The sequence below is a fragment of the Arthrobacter sp. NPDC080082 genome (assembly GCF_040686595.1).
In the GTDB taxonomy this organism is placed as follows: domain Bacteria; phylum Actinomycetota; class Actinomycetes; order Actinomycetales; family Micrococcaceae; genus Arthrobacter.
The window spans coordinates 428,588-442,238 of sequence record NZ_JBFBKQ010000004.1 but is presented as its reverse complement, the minus strand read 5'-3'; the positions used below and the strand labels follow the sequence as shown (position 1 = coordinate 442,238).

Annotated in this window: 12 protein-coding genes and 1 rRNA gene; 2 read left to right on the top strand and 11 right to left on the bottom strand. The window is 70.1% G+C overall.

Going from position 1 to position 13,651, the window contains the following annotated elements; all coding sequences use genetic code 11:
- From AB0O44_RS11065 to AB0O44_RS11045, 5 genes are all read right to left on the bottom strand, one after another.
- Positions 1 to 184 (bottom strand): 16S ribosomal RNA (locus AB0O44_RS11065); the annotation flags it as partial.
- A gap of 503 nt (positions 185 to 687) precedes the next feature.
- Positions 688 to 1,998, bottom strand: coding sequence for a tyrosine--tRNA ligase (gene tyrS, locus AB0O44_RS11060; RefSeq protein WP_364137289.1), 1,311 nt, complete (start codon positions 1,996 to 1,998; stop codon positions 688 to 690).
- A 31-nt stretch (positions 1,999 to 2,029) separates the two neighbouring features.
- Positions 2,030 to 4,258 (bottom strand): AAA family ATPase, encoded by a 2,229-nt coding sequence (locus AB0O44_RS11055; RefSeq protein WP_364137287.1) that lies wholly within the window; start codon positions 4,256 to 4,258, stop codon positions 2,030 to 2,032.
- Between the two features lie 159 nt (positions 4,259 to 4,417).
- Entirely contained in the window at positions 4,418 to 4,924 is a 507-nt protein-coding gene (locus AB0O44_RS11050; protein ID WP_364137334.1) for an adenine phosphoribosyltransferase, read from the bottom strand.
- Positions 4,925 to 5,047: 123 nt separating this feature from the next.
- Positions 5,048 to 5,707 (bottom strand): DNA-3-methyladenine glycosylase, encoded by a 660-nt coding sequence (locus AB0O44_RS11045; RefSeq protein ID WP_290258265.1) that lies wholly within the window; start codon positions 5,705 to 5,707, stop codon positions 5,048 to 5,050.
- Positions 5,708 to 5,837: 130 nt separating this feature from the next.
- On the opposite strand from AB0O44_RS11045, the gene AB0O44_RS11040 reads away from it, so the two are divergent.
- On the top strand, positions 5,838 to 7,406 hold the full coding sequence (locus AB0O44_RS11040) for an AlkA N-terminal domain-containing protein (protein WP_364137285.1): 1,569 nt from the start codon (positions 5,838 to 5,840) through the stop codon (positions 7,404 to 7,406).
- Entirely contained in the window at positions 7,403 to 7,912 is a 510-nt protein-coding gene (locus AB0O44_RS11035) for a methylated-DNA--[protein]-cysteine S-methyltransferase (RefSeq protein ID WP_364137284.1), read from the top strand. The genes AB0O44_RS11040 and AB0O44_RS11035 overlap by 4 nt, the downstream gene beginning before the upstream one ends.
- A 19-nt stretch (positions 7,913 to 7,931) precedes the next feature.
- On the opposite strand, the gene AB0O44_RS11030 is transcribed toward AB0O44_RS11035, so the two are convergent.
- From AB0O44_RS11030 to argF, 6 genes are all read right to left on the bottom strand, one after another.
- Positions 7,932 to 8,672, bottom strand: coding sequence for a maleylpyruvate isomerase family mycothiol-dependent enzyme (locus AB0O44_RS11030; protein ID WP_364137282.1), 741 nt, complete (start codon positions 8,670 to 8,672; stop codon positions 7,932 to 7,934).
- A 76-nt stretch (positions 8,673 to 8,748) separates the two neighbouring features.
- Positions 8,749 to 9,270, bottom strand: a complete 522-nt coding sequence (locus AB0O44_RS11025; RefSeq protein WP_364137280.1) for a pyridoxamine 5'-phosphate oxidase family protein — start codon at positions 9,268 to 9,270, stop codon at positions 8,749 to 8,751.
- Between the two features lie 141 nt (positions 9,271 to 9,411).
- Positions 9,412 to 10,839: an argininosuccinate lyase gene (argH, locus tag AB0O44_RS11020; RefSeq protein ID WP_364137278.1), complete on the bottom strand. Its 1,428-nt coding sequence runs from the start codon at positions 10,837 to 10,839 to the stop codon at positions 9,412 to 9,414.
- A gap of 5 nt (positions 10,840 to 10,844) precedes the next feature.
- Positions 10,845 to 12,050, bottom strand: a complete 1,206-nt coding sequence (locus tag AB0O44_RS11015) for an argininosuccinate synthase (RefSeq protein ID WP_290258272.1) — start codon at positions 12,048 to 12,050, stop codon at positions 10,845 to 10,847.
- Positions 12,051 to 12,119: 69 nt separating this feature from the next.
- Entirely contained in the window at positions 12,120 to 12,650 is a 531-nt protein-coding gene (locus AB0O44_RS11010; RefSeq protein ID WP_290258273.1) for an arginine repressor, read from the bottom strand.
- Positions 12,650 to 13,642 (bottom strand): ornithine carbamoyltransferase, encoded by a 993-nt coding sequence (argF, locus tag AB0O44_RS11005; RefSeq protein WP_364137333.1) that lies wholly within the window; start codon positions 13,640 to 13,642, stop codon positions 12,650 to 12,652. The genes AB0O44_RS11010 and argF overlap by 1 nt, the downstream gene beginning before the upstream one ends.
- Between the last annotated feature and the right edge of the window lie 9 nt (positions 13,643 to 13,651).

Here is a 13,651-nt window from a genome sequence, read left to right as displayed (position 1 = left end):
AGGAGTCATATCCGGTATTAGACCCAGTTTCCCAGGCTTATCCCAGAGTTAAGGGCAGGTTACTCACGTGTTACTCACCCGTTCGCCACTAATCCCCGGTGCAAGCACCGGATCATCGTTCGACTTGCATGTGTTAAGCACGCCGCCAGCGTTCATCCTGAGCCAGGATCAAACTCTCCGTTGAAAACAAACAGACACAACCAACAACCCCGGGAAAACGAGGAAAGAAGGCTGCACAAAATTTGAAACCAGCTAAAACACCAAACCACACCACAGGGGCGGCACGATTCGGCAATTTCAACCAATCAATAAAACAATCGGTATCAACAAACTTGGCACACTATTGAGTTCTCAAACAACAGAAGCATTCGAATACTTTTTGAAACAATTTCTTTTGTTTCGCATTTCTTCGCTGCGATGTTTACAGCTTATTTCATTCATTTCTACTTTGCAAATCCGTATTTTCATCCGGAATTCATCTGTAAAAGTGAATCCGCCCAGCAAAGGAGGATCAATTTCGATTCCCAGCGTTCAGCGCCGGAAGAATTGCTTCTCAGTGTTGGGGGTTGGTCGCCACTCAGCGGCGGCGACTCAGAAAACACTACACGCTCCCCTCCGGACGTGCAAATCCCGCGGGGGACGGACGTCTGGAGAGGAGCGTGCAGGAGGAAACGGCGGCCGTAGCGGCTAGCGGGAAACCTCCACCGTGGCGAGGTTCTTCTTGCCGCGGCGCAGCAGCAGGTAGCGGCCGTGGAGCAGTTCGGCTTCGGACACCACGGCGTCGGGATCGGTGACCTTGACGTTGTTCACGTAGGCGCCGCCCTCCCCCACGGTGCGCCGGGCCGCCGACTTGCTCTCGGCCAGTCCGGTGGCGACCAGCAGGTCGATGATGCCCAAGTCCGAGGCCGGCACGGTGGCGGACGGGAGTTCGGCCGTCGCCGCGCGCAGGGTGTCGGCGTCGAGCCCGGCCAGCTCGCCGCCGCCGAAGACGGCGGCGGAGGCGGCGATGACCTTTTCGGTCGCCTCGACGCCGTGCACCAGGGAGGTCACCTCGTAGGCGAGCTTCCGCTGGCCCTCCCGGGCGAACGGACGCTCGGCCACGGAAGCCTCCAGCGCCTCGATCTCGGCGCGGCTGAGGAATGTGAAGACCTTGAGCCGTGCGGCGACGTCGGCGTCGGCCGTGTTGAGCCAGAACTGGTAGAAGGCGTACGGGCTGCACATCTCCGCATCCAGCCAGATGGCGTTGCCCTCGCTCTTACCGAATTTGGTGCCGTCGGAGTTGGTGATCAGCGGCGTGCCGAGGGCGTGGACGTGCTTGCCCTCCACCTTGCGGATCAGTTCCGTGCCGCTGGTGAGGTTGCCCCACTGGTCCGAGCCGCCGGTCTGCAGCATGCAGCCGTAGTCGCGGAACAGTTGGAGGTAGTCCATGCCCTGCAGGATCTGGTAGCTGAACTCGGTGTAGCTGATGCCCTCTTCCGAGTTCAGCCGGGTGGCGACAATGTCCTTCTTGATCATCGTGCCGACGCGGAAGTGCTTGCCGATGCCGCGGAGGAAGTCGATCGCGCTCAAGGGCGCGGTCCAGTCGAGGTTGTTCACCATCCGGGCGGCGTTCTCCCCCTCGAAGCTGAGGAAGCGCTGCACCTGGCCCTGCAGCCGGCCGACCCATTCGGCGACGGTTTCCGGGGTGTTGAGCACCCGTTCCGCGGTCTGCCGCGGGTCGCCGATCAGGCCGGTGGAGCCGCCCACCAGGCCCAGCGGCTTGTGTCCGGCCAGCTGGAGCCGGCGCATCACCAGCAGCTGGACCAGGTTCCCCAGGTGCAGGCTTGGCGCGGTGGGATCGAAGCCGCAGTAGTACGTAATCGGATCGCCGGCGAGGAGCTTCTCCAGCTCAGTCTCGTCGGTCGAGACGTGGACGAGGCCGCGCCAGGTGAGCTCCTGCCAGATGTTGGCGAAACCCGGGTCGTTCTGCTGGGACTGAAGATCAATTTGCTGGGACACGGAATCAAAGGTAGCAGGGGCGCGCCCCTGCCTACTCCTCGATACCGGCGGGAACCCCGGCGGCGGCGATCAGCCGCAGCCGCTGCGTGGGCCGGGTCATGGCGACGTAGAGGTCCCCCACCCGGCCGTGCTCGTGGTTGAGCATCGCCGAGGGCTCCAGCACCACGACACCGTCGAACTCCAGGCCCTTGGCCTCACGGGGGCTGATCACCACGATGTCCTGCTCGTAGCTGCCCGCCCCGGTGCCGATCCGGCGGCCGTAGACGGACCGCAGCGCCGCCGTCGCCTCGCCGAGCAGCGCGCCGTCGGCGATAACCGCCAGCAGGCCGCCTTCGAGGGCGTCGATCTCCTCGGGCAGGACCTCCACCAGCCGCTCCACGACGGCACCCGGGGCGACCTGGTCAATCACCGGGGCCCAGCGGCCCTCGCGGACGGCCTTTGGCGCGGATACGACCAGACCGGCGGCGTTGGCCATCCTGGCCGCGGCCTCGGCGATCTGGGCCGGGGTGCGGTAGTTGACCGTGAGCTCCTCGAGCTGCCAGCGCTCCCCGAACAGGGGTGCCAGTGCGCTCTGCCAGGACTTGGCCCCGGCGACGGAGCTGGTCTGGGCGATGTCGCCGACGATCGTGAAGGACTTCAGCGGGCAGCGGCGGACCAGCAGCCGCCACTGCATGGGCGAGAGTTCCTGCGCCTCGTCCACCACGATGTGCCCGAAGGCCCAGGTGCGGTCGGTGGTGGCGCGCTCGGCCGCGGTGAGCCGGGCCTCGCGTTCCTGGTTCTGGTCGGCCAGCTCCTCGGCGGTGAACAGGGCGTCCACGCCGGCCGCCTCCATGTTGACCAGGGTCTGCTTGGCGTTGGCCAGGTCCCGGGCCCGGTCGTGCTCCTGCTGGGCCAGTCCGCGTCCGGCCGCCGGGTCGAGTTCGCCGAGGAGCTCGGCGGCCTCGTCCAGCAGCGGCACGTCGGCCTCGGTCCAGGGCGCGTCCGCGGGGCGGAGCAGCAGGGCCCGCTCCTCAGCGGTGAGGTGGGGGGTGCAGGCCTCGAGGATGGCCGGCTTGGAGAAGAGTTCGCTGACGAGCTTCTCCGGCGTCATCGGCATCCAGCACAGGTTCAGGGCCACGCGCACGTCGCGGGCGGAGCGGACGTCCTCGGCCAGGTATGAGCGGTCCGCGTTGTTGCCGATGCTGCCGGCTTCGACCAGCTCGGTCATCTGCTCGGTCAGCTCGCGCAGCAGGATTTTGACGAACGTCACGCGCGCCTCGTTGTGCGGCTTGCCGGTGGCGCGGGCCTTGTCCCGGGCGCGGCGGACCTGCCGCGGGGTGAGCACGAGCTTGCGGCCGTCCACCTCGAGGGTGCGGTTGGCGGGGACGATCCGCTGCCGGTTGGCGACCGCGTTCGCGATCACCCCGGCCATGTCCAGGCGGCCCTTAAGCGCGGCGACGTCGGAATCCTCTTCCGCGACGGCGTGGATGCCGGGCATCAGCCGGCCCAGGCTCGCCATCACGACGCCGGTCTCGCCCAGGGAGGGCAGCACGCGTTCGATGTAGTTCATGAACGACGACGACGGGCCGACCAGCAGCACGCCTGCGGTCTTCAGCCGGTCCCGGTGCGTATAGAGCAGGTAGGCGGCGCGGTGGAGGGCGACGGCGGTCTTGCCGGTGCCGGGACCGCCCTGGACCACGAGGGCGCCCGAGATCGAGGAGCGGATGATGCGGTCCTGCTCGGACTGGATGGTGCTGACGATGTCGGACATCCGGCCGGTGCGCTTGGAGTTCAGCGCCGCAAGCAACGCGCCCTCCCCCTGGAGCGAGTCGTCGTCGGCGAGCATGTCGGCGTCGAGGACGTCATCCTCGATCGCCTTGACCTCCCGGCCCTGCAGGATCAGGTGCCGGCGGCGGCGGACGCCCTGCCGGTCGAACGCGGTGGCCTGGTAGAAGTGGCCGGCCTCGGGGGCACGCCAGTCGACCATCAGCCGCTGCAGGTCCTCGGTGGTCAGGCCGATGCGGCCGATGTATTGCTCCTCGCCGGAGTCGAGGTCGAGGCGGCCGAAGACCAGCCGGTCGTCGACGGCGTCAAGCTGGGCGAGGCGGTCCTCGTACAGGGCGGCGAACGCGTCGCGCTCGGAGACGTTCTGCATGGTGCCGACGGCGCCCGCGCGCCGGACCTGGGCCAGCTGGGCCCGCTTTTCCGCCCGCAGTTCATCCAACCGGGCGTACAGGCCGGCCACGTAGTCGCGCTCGTGGGCCAAATCAGCGTCGTGCATGGAACGTTCCCCTATCGAAAAAGACAGACCAACCATTCTACGGCAATTTCGGCAATCTCTCCCGAAATATGTCGGTTTTCTTCCGGCCGGACTTTGCAGGCATTCTACCGACGCGGCCGCGCCCGTCCAGTGACCCGGGCGGCTCCCCCTGCGGCGTGGCTAGAGCCGCAGCAGGGAGTGGATCTGCTGCTGTCCCAGCGCGGCCCGGCCGGCCAGGTCCTCGAGCTCCATCACGACGCCGACGCCGGCGACGGTGATGCCGCAGCGTTCGAACAGCCGCGCCGCGGCGCCAAGGGTCCCGCCGGTTGCCAGCACGTCATCGAGGATGAGGACGCGGCTGCCAGGTGCAAGGTCGGTGGTGTGCAGTTCGAGGGTGGCGGAGCCGTATTCCAGCGCGTAGTCCTCCGAGACCACGGCGCGGGGCAGTTTCCCGGCCTTGCGGACGGTGATGACGCCGGTGCCGGTGGCGTACGCGGCGGCGGCGGCCAGCAGGAATCCGCGGGCTTCGACGCCGGCGACGGCGTCGAAGGTGCCAAGGAATGGCCGGACCAGGGCATCGACGACGGCCTTGAACGCGGCGGGGTCGGCGAAGACGGGGGTCAGGTCCTTGAAGGTGATGCCGGGCTTGGGATAGTCCGGCACGGTGGCGCAGAGGCTGTCGATCAGGTGCTCGACGGCGGGGCCGGTCTCGGTCGTGCCGTCGACGGCGGGGCCGGTCTCGGCGGTGCCGGTTGCGCTGGCGCCGGTGGACGTACTGGTGTGCTGCTCGGTGGAATTCACCGAATAATTCTACCGGCCGGTAGCCGAGCCGCGGGGCCGGGGTTTCGCGGCCTTGTAGCGGGAGACGGTCGGGTCCCCGCTGAGCCAGAACCGCCACGGATAGTCGCTGGTGCCGCCCGCCCCGGAGACGCCGACGCGCGGCCCGGAGCTGATGCCCGCGGCCGGACCGGCGGGCAGTTCGAGACGGAAGGGCTCGGCCAGCGCGTCCCGGCCGCTGTCCGCCGTCGTCAGTCCCAGCGCCGTGGCGAGCCGGGCGGGTCCGCTGGCCAGGTCCGCGGGGCTCTTCGACGTCGGCCGCCGCGAACGGGCCAGCTCCTCCCCCGTAACCACCTCGCCGGCGCGCAGCAGCAGGGCGGACGCCGTGCCCTCGGGGCCGCAGACGATGTTCGTGCAGTGGTGCATGCCGTAGGTGAAGTAGACGTAGAGGTGACCGGCCGGGCCGAACATCGGGGCGTTGCGCCGGGTCTGTCCCCGGAACGTGTGCGAACCCGGGTCCGGGTGCAGTGAGTCCTCCGGGCCGAGGTAGGCCTCCACCTCAGTGATCCGAACGGCCACGTGCCCGGCATGGCTCTCGTGGGTCAGGACGGCGCCGAGCAGCAGCGGCGCGACGGTCCGGGCGTCCCCGGACAACAGGGCGCGCACGGCCGCGGGCGTCAGCGAGGAGTCCATGCTCAGACCGTAGCAAACACGTCCCCGGGCCGGGTCTGCCGGACGGCCCCGGCCGGACACTGCCGGGAGGCCTCACGCCCGTGTCCGATTTCCGCTAGCTTGGCCGTCCGGCGGCTGGCAGGATGGAGGAATGGATTTTTGGCAGCGCTACAGGGCGATTGACGCGCGGGACACCCGGTTCGACGGGCAGTTCTACACGGCGGTCCGCACCACGGGCATCTACTGCCGTCCATCGTGCCCTGCCCGGACGCCGAAGGCTGGCAACGTCACCTTCTACGAGACGTCCGCGGCCGCCCACGAGGCGGGCTACCGCGCCTGCAAGCGCTGCCTCCCCGAGGCGGTCCCGGGCACCCCGGCCTGGAACGTGCGCACCGACGTCGCCGCCCGCGCGATGCGGCTGATCAACGACGGCGTGATCGACCGCGACGGCGTCGAGGGCCTCGCCGCCCGGCTGGGCTACTCGGCCCGGCAGCTGAACCGGATCCTCAGCCACGAACTCGGCGCCGGCCCGCTGGCCCTGGCCCGGGCCAGCCGCGCGCAGACGGCCAGGACGCTGCTGGTCTCGACGCCGATGAAGGCCACCGACGTCGCGTTCGCCGCCGGTTTCAGCAGCGTCCGGCAGTTCAACGACACCATCGCGGAGGTGTTCGCCATGACGCCGTCCGCGCTGCGCGCCACCGCTTGCCACCACGGCCCTGCCCGCCCGGCACCGGGCTCGACGGCCCTGACCCTGAGCCTGCCGTACCGGGCGCCGTTCGACCCCGGGGTTTTCGGTTTCCTGGCCGTCCGTGCCCTCCCCGGGATCGAGGAGGGCACGGACCGGTCCTACGCCCGCACCCTGCGGCTGGCCCACGGGGACGCCCGGTTCCGGGTGGAGTACGCCGCAGAAGAGGCGGCCCGGCCACTCCGGCTCACCATCGGGGCGGTGGACCTGCGGGACCTGCCGGCCCTGCTCAGCCGTGTCCGCCGGCTGCTGGATCTCGACGCGGACCCGTCGGCGATCGACGCCGCCCTGGGGGCGGACCCCCGGCTGCGGGGCTCGGTGGCCGAGGCGCCGGGGATGCGGATGCCGGGCGCGATCGATCCGCAGGAACTGCTGGTCCGCGCCATGATCGGCCAGCAGATCACCGTCGCGGCGGCCCGCACCGCCCTGGCGCAACTGTCCGCCTGTGGGCAGGACAGCACAGTCCCCGCGGACGGGCTGGACCGGATGTTTCCCACCGCGGCGGAGATCGCCGGGGGCGGCCGGGAGCTGCTGCGCGGACCGCGGCGGCGGATCGACTCGATCCTCGGGGCCGCGGCGGCCATGGCGGACGGCAGCCTGGACTTCGGCTACGGCGACAACCCGGAGAGCCTGCGCTCGAAGCTCCTGCCGCTGGCCGGCGTCGGCCCCTGGACGGTGGGGTACGTGTCCATGCGCGTGCTCGGCGCCCCGGACGTGTTCCTGGCCAACGACGCCGCCGTCCGCAACGGCGTCCGGTCGCTCGCCGCGGCCGCCGGTTCCGTGGCAGGGTCCTCGCCCGACCCCGGCACCGGCACCGGCTCCGGCTCCGTCCCGGGCTCCCCCACCCTGTCCCCCGATTTCAGCGAGGTCAGCCCGTGGCGTTCCTACGCCACCATGCACCTCTGGCGCGCGGCGGCAGCGGCGCAGGCCGCAGCCCGAACCTCCACCAAGCCACGAAAGAAAGCAACGACATGACGGCCCAGCTCCTGACCCTGTCCACCCCGGACGGTCCCTTCACCATCATTGCCCGCGACGGCGCCGTCCTGGCCTCGGGCTGGACGGCGGAACCGGGCGCCCTGACCGGCCAGATCCACCCCACGCTACGGCCCACCGAGTACCAGGATGTGTCCGGCCTGGGTGCCATCTCGGCGGCGGTCGAGGAGTTCTACGCCGGCAGCCCGGAGGCTGCCATGGCGGTGCCGGTGCTGCAGAAATCGGGCCCGTTCCGTGCCCACGCCTGGGACATGCTTCGGACCGTCGCCGCCGGACACCCGGTGACCTATACCGAGTACGCGGAACTCGCCGGCAACGCCAAGGCGGTCCGGGCCGCGGCCAGCGCCTGCGCGTTCAATGCCGCCGCGCTCTTCGTCCCCTGCCACCGGGTCATCCGCACCGACGGGACCCTGGGGGGCTTCCGCTGGGGCCTGCCCGTCAAGGAAAGCCTGCTGGCCCGCGAGGCCGGGCAGGCGCCCCGGGGTTAGGTGCCCCGGGCTCCGCCTGCTACTTCGTGACGGGGACTCCCGCCGGCCAGGGCAGCAGGGCCGGAAGGTCGACGCCGTCGGCCGCCGCGGTGGCGCGCAGGCTGCCCAGGGTGGGGGTTCGCCCGGCGAGCCAGGCCGCGATGTCGGTCAGCATCCCGTTGATGGCGGTAGAGCGGCCGCCCGGCGCGCCGATGGCCACCGAGGGCAGGCCGAGCGGCTGCAGCACGAACCGCTGCCCCTCGGGCACCCGCGCGGCCAGGAAGTCGAAGAGGTGCTCGCAGAACGGCCGGCTCCAGGTCTCCGGGCCGCGGCCCGTCCCAAGGTCCGTGGCGTGGATGGTCAGCTCGCGCCAGAGCGCCAGGCCGCCGTCGAGGACGACGCCGTCCCGGAACGTGATGGGCGCCCGCCAGCCCGCCTCGTCGAGCGAACCGAAGGCGGCCAGCGCCCGATCGATGGCCGTGCCCACGGCGGCGCGGTGCTGGTCCGCGCCGTGGCCGGCGGCCAGTTCAATGGCCCGGTTGCGGCCTTCGAAGCCGCCGTCGTAAAGCTCGACGCGTTCCCCGCGGGTGGCGTGCTCCACCTGCCGGGCCATGGCGGTGGCAATCCCGTTGATGTGGGCCAGGACGTGGCCGCGGGTCCAGCCGGGCAGTTCCGACGGCGCGGACACCGCGGCGTCGTCCAGTCCGGCGGCGACTCCGGTCACGACGTCGGCGGCGCGGCGGAGTTCTGCCAGGAGGTTTTCGGGGGTGATGGAAGTCATGGCGCCCATCCTAACGGAGCACTTTGATTAATCCGGATTAACCGGTGTCCTGCGTCGCGGACGGGATTCGCGCCGGCTAGAACGGGCCGTAGCGGTGCCGGATGTGCCGCCGGTCGTGGCGGGCCTGCCAGAATTCGAGCTCCCTGGGTCGCAGTGCGTACAGCTGCCAGGCAGGGTTGGTGCTGCCGTCGGCTCCGGGCCGGGCGTCCCAGTCGGCGGCGGAGGCCTCGGCGGAGAGTTCCAGGACCTCGCCGGCGACGCGGACCTGGCGTCCCAGCGGCTGCCAGAAGAAGTTGAGCGCGGCGTTGGGGTTTTCGGCCAGTTCCCGGCCCTTGCGGGACTCACGGGAGGTGGCGAAGTGCCAGCCGGCGTCGTCGATGTCCTTGAGGATCAGCATCCTGGCCGAGGGGCGGCCCTGCGCGTCGGCGGTGGCCAGGCTGCAGGCATTGGGCTGCGGCACCCCGGCGGCCAGGGCATCGTCGAACCACTGCCGGAACAGCTGCTCCGGGTCCTCCGGGGCCAGCTCCGGATCGAAGTCGGGAAGCTCGGCCGGGAAGTCTGGCAGGGCGCGCAGCATGCGCCGGAAGGATTCGCTCATTCCGCCATGCTAGAGCGGGAAGCTCCGGCGGCCAACGCAGAACGCTCCCTCACCTTTGGCAGGAAATCCACCGACGCTCCTGCAACGGGTGCAGGAGCGTCGGTGGAAACGCTGCCAGAAGTGAGGGAGCGTCCGGAGGGGCTAGCCGGCGTAGGCGCGCACGCCTTCCAGCTCGGCCTCGAGCGCCTGCAGCTGGCGTTCGACCGCGGCCGGAGCGGTGCCGCCCTGGGAGTTGCGGCTGTTCAGCGACCCCTCCGTGGACAGGACCGTGCGGACCTCCGGCGTGAGGTGCTCCGAGATGGCCGCGTATTCCTCGTCGGTCAGGTCCCAGAGTTCGACGCCGCGGCTTTCGGCCTGCTTGACGGCGGCACCGGAGAGCTCGTGCGCCTCGCGGAACGGCACGCCCTGGCGGACCAGCCATTCGGCGATGTCGGTGGCCAGCGCGAAGCCCTGGGGTGCCAGGGACTCCATCCGCTCGGTGTTGAACGTCAGGGTCGCGATCATGCCGGAGACGGCCGGGAGCAGCAGCTCCAGGGTGTCGGCGGCGTCGAAGACCGGTTCCTTGTCCTCCTGCAGGTCCCGGTTGTACGCCAGCGGCAGGCCCTTCAGGGTGGCCAGCAGCCCGGTCAGGTCGCCAATCAGGCGGCCGGCCTTGCCGCGGGCCAGCTCGGCCACGTCCGGGTTCTTCTTCTGCGGCATGATCGAGGAGCCGGTGGAGTAGGAATCATCCAGGGTCACGAAGGAGAACTCCTTGGTGGCCCAGAGGATCACTTCCTCCGAGACCCGGGACAGGTCCACCCCGATCATGGCGGAGACCCAGGCGAACTCGGCGAAGACGTCGCGCGCTGCGGTGCCATCGATCGAGTTGTGCGCCGCGGAGAAGAAGCCCAGGTCCGCGGCGACGGCCTCAGGATCCAGGCCCAGCGAGGACCCGGCCAAGGCGCCGGAGCCGTAGGGCGAGACGCCGGCGCGCTTGTCCCAGTCGGCGAGCCGCTGCACGTCGCGCAGCAGCGCCCAGGCGTGGGCCAGCAGGTGGTGGCTGAGCAGCACCGGCTGGGCGTGCTGGAGGTGCGTCCGTCCCGGCATCGCCACGCCGTGGTGGGCCTTGGCCTGGTCCACCAGCGCGTCGATCGTGGCGAGCACGCCGCGGGCGATGATCCGGGCGTGGTCGCGCAGGAACATCCGGCCCAGGGTGGCCACCTGGTCGTTGCGGGACCGGCCGGCGCGGAGCTTGCCGCCCAGCTGGGGCCCGGCCCGCTCGATCAGGCCGCGTTCGAGCGAACCGTGCACGTCCTCGTCGGATTCGGCCGGGGTGTACGCGCCGGAGGCGACGTCCGCGTCCAGCCGGTCCAGGGCGTCCAGCATGCCGGCCAGCTCGCCGTCGTCGAGCAGCCCGGCCTTGTGCAGCACGCGGGCGTGCGCCTTGGACCCGGCGATGTCGTAGCGGGCCAGCCGCCAGTCGAAGTGCGTGGACTTGCTCAGGGCCGCGAGGGCGTCCGCGGGGCCGCCGGCGAACCGGCCGCCCCACAGCGCGCCGGTGTTCGTGGCTTCGGACTTATGCTCAGCCACGCGGGCTACTTTCCGGCGACGCGGATGTCGCGGCCGGAGGCGACCTTGGCGGACATGCCCCACAGCTCGATGAAGCCGCGCGCCATGGACTGGTCGAAGGTGTCGCCGGTGTCGTAGGTGGCGAGGTCGAAGTCGTACAGCGAGGTGTCCGAGCGGCGGCCGGTGACGACGGCCTGCCCGCCGTGCAGGGTCATGCGGATGTCGCCGGAGACGTACTTCTGGGTGTCCTCGATGAAGGCGTCCAGGGAGCGCTTGAGCGGGGAGAACCACTGGCCGTCGTAGACCAGCTCGGACCAGCGCTGGCCGACCGTGGCCTTGAAGCGGGCCTGCTCGCGCTCGATCGTGACGTCCTCGAGGTGCTTGTGCGCGGTGATCAGCGCCATGGCGCCGGGGGCCTCATAGATCTCGCGCGACTTGATGCCGACGAGGCGGTCCTCGACGACGTCGATGCGGCCCACGCCCTGGGCGCCGGCGCGGCGGTTCAGTTCCTGGATGGCCTGCAGCGGGGTGACCTTGACGCCGTCGATCGCGACCGGGATGCCGGCTTCGAAGGAGATGATGACCTCATCCGGGGCCGGGGGGAACTCCGGGGTGGCGGTGTAGTCGTAGATGTCCTTGGTGGGACCGTTCCAGATGTCCTCGAGGTAGCCGGTCTCGACGGCGCGGCCCCAGACGTTCTGGTCGATCGAGTACGGGTTCTTCTTGGTGGTCTCGATCGGCAGGCCCTTTTCCTCGGCGAAGGCGATGGCCTTGTCGCGGGTGAGCGCCAGGTCGCGGACCGGGGCGATGCACTTCAGGTCGGGGCCGAGGGTCTGGATGCCGACCTCGAAGCGGACCTGGTCGTTGCCCTTGCCGGTGCAGCCGTGGGCCACCGTGGTGGCGCCGAATTCGCGGGCGGCCTTAACCAGGTGCTTGACGATCACCGGGCGGGAGATCGCGGAGACCAGCGGGTAGTGGCCCTGGTACAGGGCGTTGGCCTTGAGGGTGGGCATGCAGTATTCGTTGGCGAACTCGTCGGAGGCGTCGGCCACGTAGGCCTCGACGGCGCCGCAGCCGAGGGCGCGCTGGCGAATGGTCTCCAGCGACTCGCCGCCCTGTCCGACGTCGACCGCCACGGCGATGACCTCGGCGCCGGTCGCTTCACCGATCCAGCCGATGGCCACGGAAGTATCGAGGCCACCGGAGTAGGCCAGCACAATACGCTCAGTCACTTCAAATGCTCCTTATGTTGGGGAATTCTGTTGGGTCGTTGGTACAAGTGTGCGCCACGGACGGCCGGTCTATTGGCCGGTTTCGTCGGCCATGGCGAGGAAGCGGGCGGCGACGTCGGCCCCGCCGGCCGGGTCGCGGGTGACCAGCAGGACGGTGTCGTCCCCGGCGATGGTGCCCAGGATGGACGGCATCACCGAGTGGTCGATCGCCAGGGCCAGGAAGTTCGCCGCGCCCGGCGGGGTCCGGAGCACCACGAGGTTTCCGGAGGCCTCGGCGGTGACCAGCAGTTCGCCGCAGAGCCGGGCGAGGCGCGCGTCCAGGATTTCCTGGGTGACGCCGCTCTTGGCGCCGCGTTCGCCGCCCTCGCCGGGGACCGCGTAGACCAGGACACCTTCCTTGCCGCGGACCCGGACGGCGCCGAGTTCCACTAGGTCCCGGGACAGGGTGGCCTGGGTGACCTGCACGCCGTCGTCCGCCAGCAGGGCCGCCAGCTCGGCCTGGGAGCGGACGGATTCGCCGGTCAGGATCGCGGCGATCCGGGCCTGGCGGGCCGTCTTGGTGGCCGGGCTGGCGCCCTGCGCGGCGGGCTGGACGGACATCAGTCCGCCCCGTCGACCGGTGCCAGGCCCTCGACGACGGCGAGGCCGGAATGGTGCATCAGCCAGGCCATCAGGGCCTTCTGCGCATGCAGCCGGTTTTCGGCCTCGTCCCAGACCACGGACTGCGGGCCGTCGATCACGCCGGCGGAGATCTCGTAGCCGCGGTAGGCGGGCAGGCAGTGCAGCACGACGGCGTCGGGCGCGGCGAGGGTCATGGCGTCCTCGTCGACGGAGTAGTCCCGGAACAGCTGCATCCGGGCTTCCTTCTCGTCCTCCTGGCCCATGGAGACCCAGGTGTCGGTGGCGACGACGTCGGCGCCGCGCAGGGCCTCGGCGGCGTCGGCCGTGATGAGAACGGAGCCGCCGGTCCCGGCGGCGCGTTCCTCGGCGGCGGCGACGATCTCCGGCGCCGGCAGGTAGCCCTCCGGGCCGCTGATCCGAACGTGCATGCCGGCGGTGACGCCGGCCAGCAGGTAGGAGTTGGCCATGTTGTTGGCCGCGTCGCCGAGGTAGCTCATGGTCAGGCCGGCGAGGGAGCCCTTGTGCTCCTTGATGGTCAGCAGGTCGGCCAGGAGCTGGCACGGGTGGTAGTCATCGCACAGGGCGTTGATGACGGGGACGGCGGAGTTCGCGGCCATGGCGACCAGTCCCTGGTGCGCTCCGGTGCGCCATACGATCGTGGAGACCATGCGTTCGAGGACCTTTGCGGTGTCCTCGACGGATTCCTTGTGGCCGATCTGGGCCTCGCCGGGGTTGATGATCAGCGCGTTGCCACCCATGTCCGCGACGCCGGTGGCGAAGGAAACCCGGGTACGGGTGGAGGTCTTGTCGAAGATGACGGCGACGGTCTTCCGGCCGCTGGCCTCGGCGGCGTAGGGCTGCACGCTGTACGGGGCGGCCTTCATCCGGACGGCCAGGTCCAGCACCTCGGCCTGCTCGGCCGGGGTCAGGTCCGTGTCCTTGAGGAAGTGGCGGGTCTTCGGCTTTGACATGGCAGTCGC